The organism is Diplocloster hominis (assembly GCF_032380655.1).
GTDB lineage: Bacteria > Bacillota > Clostridia > Lachnospirales > Lachnospiraceae > Diplocloster > Diplocloster hominis.
In genome coordinates, this window is the sequence record NZ_JAWDIY010000072.1 from 1 (window position 1) to 6,899 (window position 6,899).

Annotated in this window: 4 protein-coding genes; all 4 read left to right on the plus strand. The window is 57.8% G+C overall.

Annotation, left to right across the window (positions count from 1 at the left end; translation table 11 throughout):
• Nucleotides 1–185: 185 nt before the first annotated feature.
• On the plus strand, nucleotides 186–4,421 hold the full coding sequence (locus tag ABC831_RS26170; protein ID WP_343251022.1) for an InlB B-repeat-containing protein: 4,236 nt from the start codon (nucleotides 186–188) through the stop codon (nucleotides 4,419–4,421).
• 300 nt (nucleotides 4,422–4,721) lie between these two features.
• Nucleotides 4,722–5,045: a PadR family transcriptional regulator gene (locus ABC831_RS26175; RefSeq protein WP_343251023.1), complete on the plus strand. Its 324-nt coding sequence runs from the start codon at nucleotides 4,722–4,724 to the stop codon at nucleotides 5,043–5,045.
• A 15-nt stretch (nucleotides 5,046–5,060) separates the two neighbouring features.
• The gene (locus tag ABC831_RS26180; RefSeq protein ID WP_343251024.1) at nucleotides 5,061–5,744 is read left to right on the plus strand and encodes a permease prefix domain 1-containing protein; all 684 of its coding nucleotides are present in this window, start codon (nucleotides 5,061–5,063) and stop codon (nucleotides 5,742–5,744) included.
• A 4-nt stretch (nucleotides 5,745–5,748) separates the two neighbouring features.
• Nucleotides 5,749–6,780, plus strand: coding sequence for a DUF4097 family beta strand repeat-containing protein (locus tag ABC831_RS26185; RefSeq protein ID WP_343251025.1), 1,032 nt, complete (start codon nucleotides 5,749–5,751; stop codon nucleotides 6,778–6,780).
• Nucleotides 6,781–6,899 lie beyond the last annotated feature (119 nt).

The window sequence follows — 6,899 nt, forward strand, 5'->3', positions numbered from 1 at the left end:
ATTACCGCCTGGAAGCCCGGGGCGGCGCTGCCCTGGATGTCAGGCGTATCCAGGCCTCCTTTTCCGAAGCCGCAGGCACGGTGTTTGTGGGCAAGGCCTACCAGGTGTGGAACAGCGAGTTTGGCGGCAAGGCCTACTACAGCGACGGAGGGGGCACGCGCCACGCTCTGACTCTCACCGACGGTATGACGCTGGAGGTGGAAGAGGGGGCCGGCGGCACACTTACCATCCCGCATACGTTCACCAGCTTCACCCTGCAGGGGCCGGGCCTCCAATCCCCCATCTACTCCAAGGGCTGCGTCGCGGTGGAACGCTCAGGCGGTATCACCCTCACTGTCACCGGCCTTTCCATGAAGGCGCTGAACGGGACCCCGTTTCTTACCGCCTCGGGCAGTAACCCCGGCGGCCTGGATTTCGAGCTGGTGCTGGACGACGTCTCCCTTACGGGCGGCGCCGGCGTCAACGACATGACCGGCAGCGAGTGCGCTAAATTTCCGAACGGCACCCTCTCGCTGACTGCCAGAAACAGCGTCACTCTGACGGGGGGCGGTTCCCGCGGCAACGGCATCCATGCGGGCATGATTGATTTTAATGGCGGTGAACTTGCCGTCACCTCCCCGGGCGGTTCGGCCATCTACGCGAGCTCTTTACGAGTGGAGGCGGGCAAAGTGACGGCCACGTCCCACAAGGACAGCTCATCCCCCGTCCTTGGGATCGCTGTTTACGTAGGTGCAAACGTGAGTGTGGCGAAGGATGCCTCCCTCACTGCTACGGGGGACATCGGTCTCTACTGCAAGAACTCCAGAACCTTTTCCATTGGCGGCGGACTGACGGCGGTCTCCACCCATGCCGGCGGCCAAGCTATCTATCTGCCCGACGGAGCAAAGGTTACCTTTGTAAGCGAGGGAGCCACACTCACGACGCAGGAATCCAATAGCCATAGCTTCCCGGTGGCATTGGCCCCGGAGATGGAGGAAGATTACCGGCTGTACGCCTCCGGCGGCATGAAGCTGGAGAACGGATATGCATTCACCAGCAGTGTCCGGGGCAGCGTGATGGCGGGCGGCAAGCAGATGTGGAACGCGGGAGCCGGCGGTAAGGCGGCCTTCTTCGACGGCAAGACCACCACGCCCATCACGGTAACAGACGGAATGAGGCTGATGGTGCTGGAGGGCGCGGCGGGCACGCTTACCGTTCCCCGGGGTGTGGGCAGCCTCACCCTTTCCGGCCTGGGGCTGGATACCGCTGTCACCACCAAGGGCAGCATACGTCTGGAAAACCCGGCCGATACGGCGCTGTCCATCCGGGGCCTTGCCATGCGGGCGCCGGACGGCGCCGCCTTCCTGTCCGGCAGCCAAAGCCATGTGCTGACGTTGGAGCTGACGGACGTATCCCTTACGGGCCTAAGTGCTGTGGCAGCGCCCCAGGCAGAGGTGCGTCTTACGGCCCAGGGCAGCGTCTCCCTGTCGGGGAGCGGTCAGGGGGACGGCGTGTCGGCGGGCAGCCTTTTGCTGCACGGCAGCTTTGGCGCAGCGGCGCAAAGCGGCGCGGCCATGTCGGCGAAGGAAACGCTCACCGTTGCATCGGGCAGCGTGACGGCCCGGGGCGCGCGTGTGCGCTGCGGGCAGCTGACGGTGGAGGCGGGGGCCTCCCTGGAGACCGCCGGCGTGGCCGCCGCAGAAGGCATTGCCCTGGGGGGCAGCCTGACGGCAGTGGCGGGCAGTGCCGGGGGCCAGGCCGTGGAGGGCGCCGTCACATTCACCCATCAGGCGGCCATCCTGGCCGTACAGGAATTCAAAGACTGCACGGGTGTCATCCCCGTGGCGCTGGACGCCGGCCTGTCGGGGAGCTGGGAGCTGCTGGCCAGCGGAGGCGCGGTCCTGAACGGTGTAAAAACCGAGGCCGCTACCAGCGACGTCCGGGGCACTGTGACGGTGGCCGTGAAGCAGGTGTGGAACGCCGAAACCGGTGGGAAAGCCGCTTATTCCAACGGAGAGACCGCCGTGCCCATCGTCCTGCACAGCGGCATGGCCCTGGACGTGGCGGAGGGAGCGGCGGGCACGCTGTACATCCCGGCGGGTGTGGACACCCTCACCCTGCAAGGCCCGGGGCTCAGCCGCCCGATTAACACCAAAGGGGATCTCCGGGTAGAGAACCCCGGGGATATGGAACTGAACATCATTGGCCTGGCCATGCAGGCCTCCTACGGTTCGCTGAATTCTTGGATTATGGACCCTCAACGCCATACCCTGACGCTGGGGCTGGACAACGTGGCGCTGACGGGCTCCGATCATAACGTGGCGGGCGGCGCTGGCATATATGCATCCCACGCTACGGTGGAGATCACAGCGAAAAACAGCGTCGTCCTTCGCGGAGGCGACTCGGCAAAGACGAGCGGCGCGGGCATCCGGGCGGACAGCCTGACGGTGCGCGGCAGCCTGACCGCTCGGGGCGGCGACGGCGATCAGGGCGGAGCGCGTGAGACGTACACCGGGGGTATTGTGATTAACGCTTCACCGCTCACCGTGCTGACGGGCGACGTGACCGCTATCGGCGGCAGGGGCCGCGGGGATGACGGGATAGGCGTGTTCTTTAACCTTGGAAAGCAAGGGGAAAAAAACTTATACGTGGCGGCGGGGGCATCTCTGGACACCTCGGGCAGCATCTGCGTCAGCAATGCCGATGAGATCACTCTGGGCGGCAGCCTGAAAGCTACCGCCACCAGGGCAGGGTACGAGGCCATCAGAGTCAGAGGCCGCGTCACTTTCACGGACGCGGCGGCCAGGCTGACGGTGCGGGAAGCCACGGGCAACACGCGCGACATTCCTGTGGCGCTGGACACCGCCCTGGCGGATGATTACGAGCTTTACGCAGCGGGCGGCATGACGCTGGACGACAAGAAAACCACGGCCACGCCCAGCGACCAGGAAGGCACTGTGGCCGTGCGGGCCCTCTATGTGCTGACGGTGGAGGGCAGTGCGGGGGGCAGCGTCTCCGGCGCGGCCCCGGGCCGGTACGGGCAGGGCGAAGCGTTGACCGTGACGGCCGAACCTGAACCAGGCTGCCTGTTCACAGGCTGGACAGCGGCGGGCCTCACCCTCACGGAGGAAGAAAAGGCTGCGCGCACCCTGGACTTTACGATGCCCGCAGGTGACGTGGCCCTGACCGCCGGCTTTGAACCAGTGCCCCCGGCAACCTATATCATCACCGCAGCGGCGGGACTGGGAGGCAGTATTACGCCCGCGGGCGACGTGACGGTGACGGAGGGTGACGATCAGAGCTTTACGGTCACGCCGGATAAGGGATATCAGGTAAAAGAGGTGCTGGCGGATGGTGTGCCTGTGACGCTGACGGGCGATACCTATAGTTTTGGGGACGTACGGGAAAACCATACCATCGAAGCCAGCTTTGCGCCCACCGTGCCTCCCCATGTCCATGATTACAGGGATAACTGGAGCTTCGACGCCGTAGAGCACTGGCATGAGTGCAAGGCGGGAGACGGGGCCCGGGCGGACGAAGCGGCCCACACCCCCGGCGATTGGGTGCTGGACCAAGCGGCTACGGAAACACAGGCGGGCCTGCGGCATAAGCAGTGCACGGTGTGCGGTTATGTGACGCAGATCGAAACGCTGCCCCCCACGGGACCGGTCTATACCTACCGTACCCTCACCGACCCGGCCACGGGTGTGAGCGTCAGCGGGTACTTCAGCGCCGACGCGGCCCTGCTGGTGGGGGACGGCGGCCTGCACCCTGCTGGTGAATGCGGGGTGTGCGAGGGCATCCGTGCCCGGCAGGCCGCGGGCGAACTGCTGGCGCTGTATGACATCGGGCTGTCCGCCGGGAAATATACAGGCACCCTGGAGGTGGCCATTCCTGTGGGCGCGGCCTTCGATGGGAAAACCCTCCTGGTGCTGCACTGCCGGAATAAGGTGCTGGAGAGCCGGTCCCTGACGGTGGAAAACGGAGCAGTGAAGGGCACGTTCAACAGCTTGTCGCCCTTTGGCGTGGTGCAGGTGAGCGAGGACGAGCCGATCATCACCGGCCTGCCCCGCGAGTACGCCATGTACGTAGACCAAACCGTCGTATGGACACCCGAGCCCGCCGGCGGCACGTGGAGCTTCGACGAAAACCTGCTCTCGATCACAGGGAACGGGGACGATTATCATGTGAAGGCCCTGAAACCGGGGCGCGCCACGGCTACTTATGAGGTAAACAAAGTGCTGTTCACCGTGGACGTCATCATCAACGGGAATGTGCCGCCGCAGACAGACGACACAGCGGACCCGCCGGCCGGGGAGAGCATAGGAAGCCCGCCGACCGGGGACAGCGCATTGGTTTGGCCGTGGCTGACACTGATGTTTGCGGCCCTGCTGGGCTGTGCCGGGCTGCTGGTATATAGAAAGAGAAGCAAAAAGACTTGAATTGAAAAAGAGTTCCCACGAAAGTGACGGGTGTTAACGGGCCGCACTTTCGTGGGAAAAGGAAAAGCAGAACGCCGCCATTCCCTTTTAAAAGGTATTTGGCGGCGTTTTTTTCGTTCCAGAATACTTACTTTGGAATGCAGGCACAGTTGCCGGAAGGCCCGGCTCTGCTGACGAAAGGTGCCAGTCCTCTCCCGCACAGCGTGAGTAGTAGTAATGCGATATACTTTGCGAAATAATATACCTTGACAGATGAGGTATATAGAGATATAATGTATCTCAGATAAAGGAGGTCAGCCTATGTCGATAACATCGGATATTATCCGTGGACACACAGAAACCATTATTTTGGCACACCTGATCAAGCAGGACAGTTATGGATACCAGATCAATAAGGATATTATGGAAACGACGAATCATACGTATGAACTAAAAGAAGCCACTCTTTATTCTGCGTTTCGCAGACTGGAGCAGGCGGAATACATCGTTTCCTACTGGGGTAACGAAGGGACCGGAGCCAGACGAAGGTACTATTCGATCACGGATAAGGGCCGGGAGGCCTACGAGGAACAGAAGCGGGACTGGGAGAGTGCCAAAGCAATGATTGACAAATTGCTGCAATAAATGGAGGATATCAACATGAACGAAAATCTGAAAAACTATCTGGACGATGTATTCAAAAAAGCGCCAAAAACCAGGAAAGCTCTGGAGTTAAAAGAGGAACTGTTGTCAAACTCACAGGATCGATATGAGGATCTGATCCATTCGGGGACTTCTGAAGAAGACGCCTATGATATGGTAGTGAGTTCAATTGGAAATGTGGAAGAGCTGTTTGATTCTCTGCATGAGGAGGTAGGAATGGATTTGGAGACTAGGATTGAATTGAGGAAAAAGATGGCGCTGACGAAAACCGTTGCTACGGGATTATACATACTATCCTTCGTGGTACTGCTTTTGTTTACCATTATTGATTCCATGATACCGGTAAATGCGGATTTATCTCTGATCGGTTTTATGCTGATGATCATTATCGATATCGTACCCACCTGTATGCTGGTCTACAGCAGCAGTCTTTATGGTTCTTATAAAAAGACAGAAGACACCATAGTGGAAGATTTTAAAGAGTGGCAGTTCAACTCAAAGCGGAACAAATCGATCCGGAATGCAGTCAGCGCCGTGCTTTGGACGCTGACCCTGGTACTCTACTTTTTCATCAGCTTCATGACCTTTGCCTGGTATGCTACCTGGATTATTTTCCTGGCAGCCCTTTGCGCCCAGGCTGTGATTATCCTGATGTTCCGGTTGAAGGAAGCGAAGGAGTGAAATGATGAAGAAAATGATGAAGAAAATGATGAAAGGCCTGGTTGTCTGCTTTGCCGTACTCTTTGTGGCGGCGCTGGGCATCATGTTTTATATAATCGGCAACGGCGGCATGAATTATGAGAATCTGGGGGGTAAAATGAACCTGGAGAACACACTGTCATTTGATGTGAGCCAGGCAGAGGAAATAATCATAAATTATCGCTCGGAGGATGTAGTATTTTATATCGGAGATACGCAGGAACTGGTGCTCAAAGAATATATGAGTTTCAAACCCAAAGAAAATGACTTTTCCACAGGATATGAAAAAGATGGAAAAGTGGTGATCGAGGGCAAGAAGAAATATTTTTCCCTGTTTAATTTTGGGACGAAGAATTGCCGGGAAGAAATCTACCTGCCAAAATCCTATGCGGGCAGCGTAAAGGTATCCAGCGCCAGCGGCAATATAAAATCGGATGAAGTGCTGAATCTGTCCGTATTTTCGGCGGACACAGCCAGCGGGGATATCCGTATGAATGAAATACATGCCCCATCCATTCACGCAGGAACCGCCAGTGGGAATATCAGCCTGAATCTGGCAAAAGGCGGCAGGGATTTGTCCACCGCCAGCGGAAATATTACTGTTCTGGACGGCACAGGAGACACCGAAGCCGATACGGCATCCGGAAATATTAAACTGGAAAATACGCAGGGTATTTTGGATTTGGGCTGTGCCAGCGGCGATATCAAAGTCATGGGAGCAGTCGGAGGGGGGGATTTTCAATCCGTTTCCGGAAATGTCTCGCTCCAGTTTGACGAAATAACCTCAAACATATATGCTGTGTCCACAAGCGGCAATGTTAAGCTGCAGATACCGGATCATACAGCCTTTACTCTGGAGGCCGCCACTACCAGCGGAGATATCAAAACCTTCTTTGATGACCAGCTGCAATATAACAAAAAAGGTAACAAGGCTTCGGGCACACGGAACCAAACCTCAGATCTCATGATTACCCTGGAATCCACCAGCGGAAATATCAAAGTATTGGAGAATAATTAAAATGAAAAAGTGTCTTCGACACTTCAACCCCCTAGCCCCCATTCATGGGGGAATTAGGGGTTTCTTTTTGTGTCGGTTTCCTGCATAATAGTCTTATGAGTATATTACAAGATATTTTT

What these genes read in the sequence shown, in the direction of transcription:
- ABC831_RS26180 (WP_343251024.1), top strand. Translation starts at nt 5,061, where the DNA reads ATGAACGAAAATCTGAAAAACTATCTGGACGATGTATTCAAAAAAGCG.
- ABC831_RS26175 (WP_343251023.1), top strand. Translation starts at nt 4,722, where the DNA reads ATGTCGATAACATCGGATATTATCCGTGGACACACAGAAACCATTATT.
- ABC831_RS26170 (WP_343251022.1), top strand. Translation starts at nt 186, where the DNA reads ATGACGCTGGAGGTGGAAGAGGGGGCCGGCGGCACACTTACCATCCCG.
- ABC831_RS26185 (WP_343251025.1), top strand. Translation starts at nt 5,749, where the DNA reads ATGAAGAAAATGATGAAGAAAATGATGAAAGGCCTGGTTGTCTGCTTT.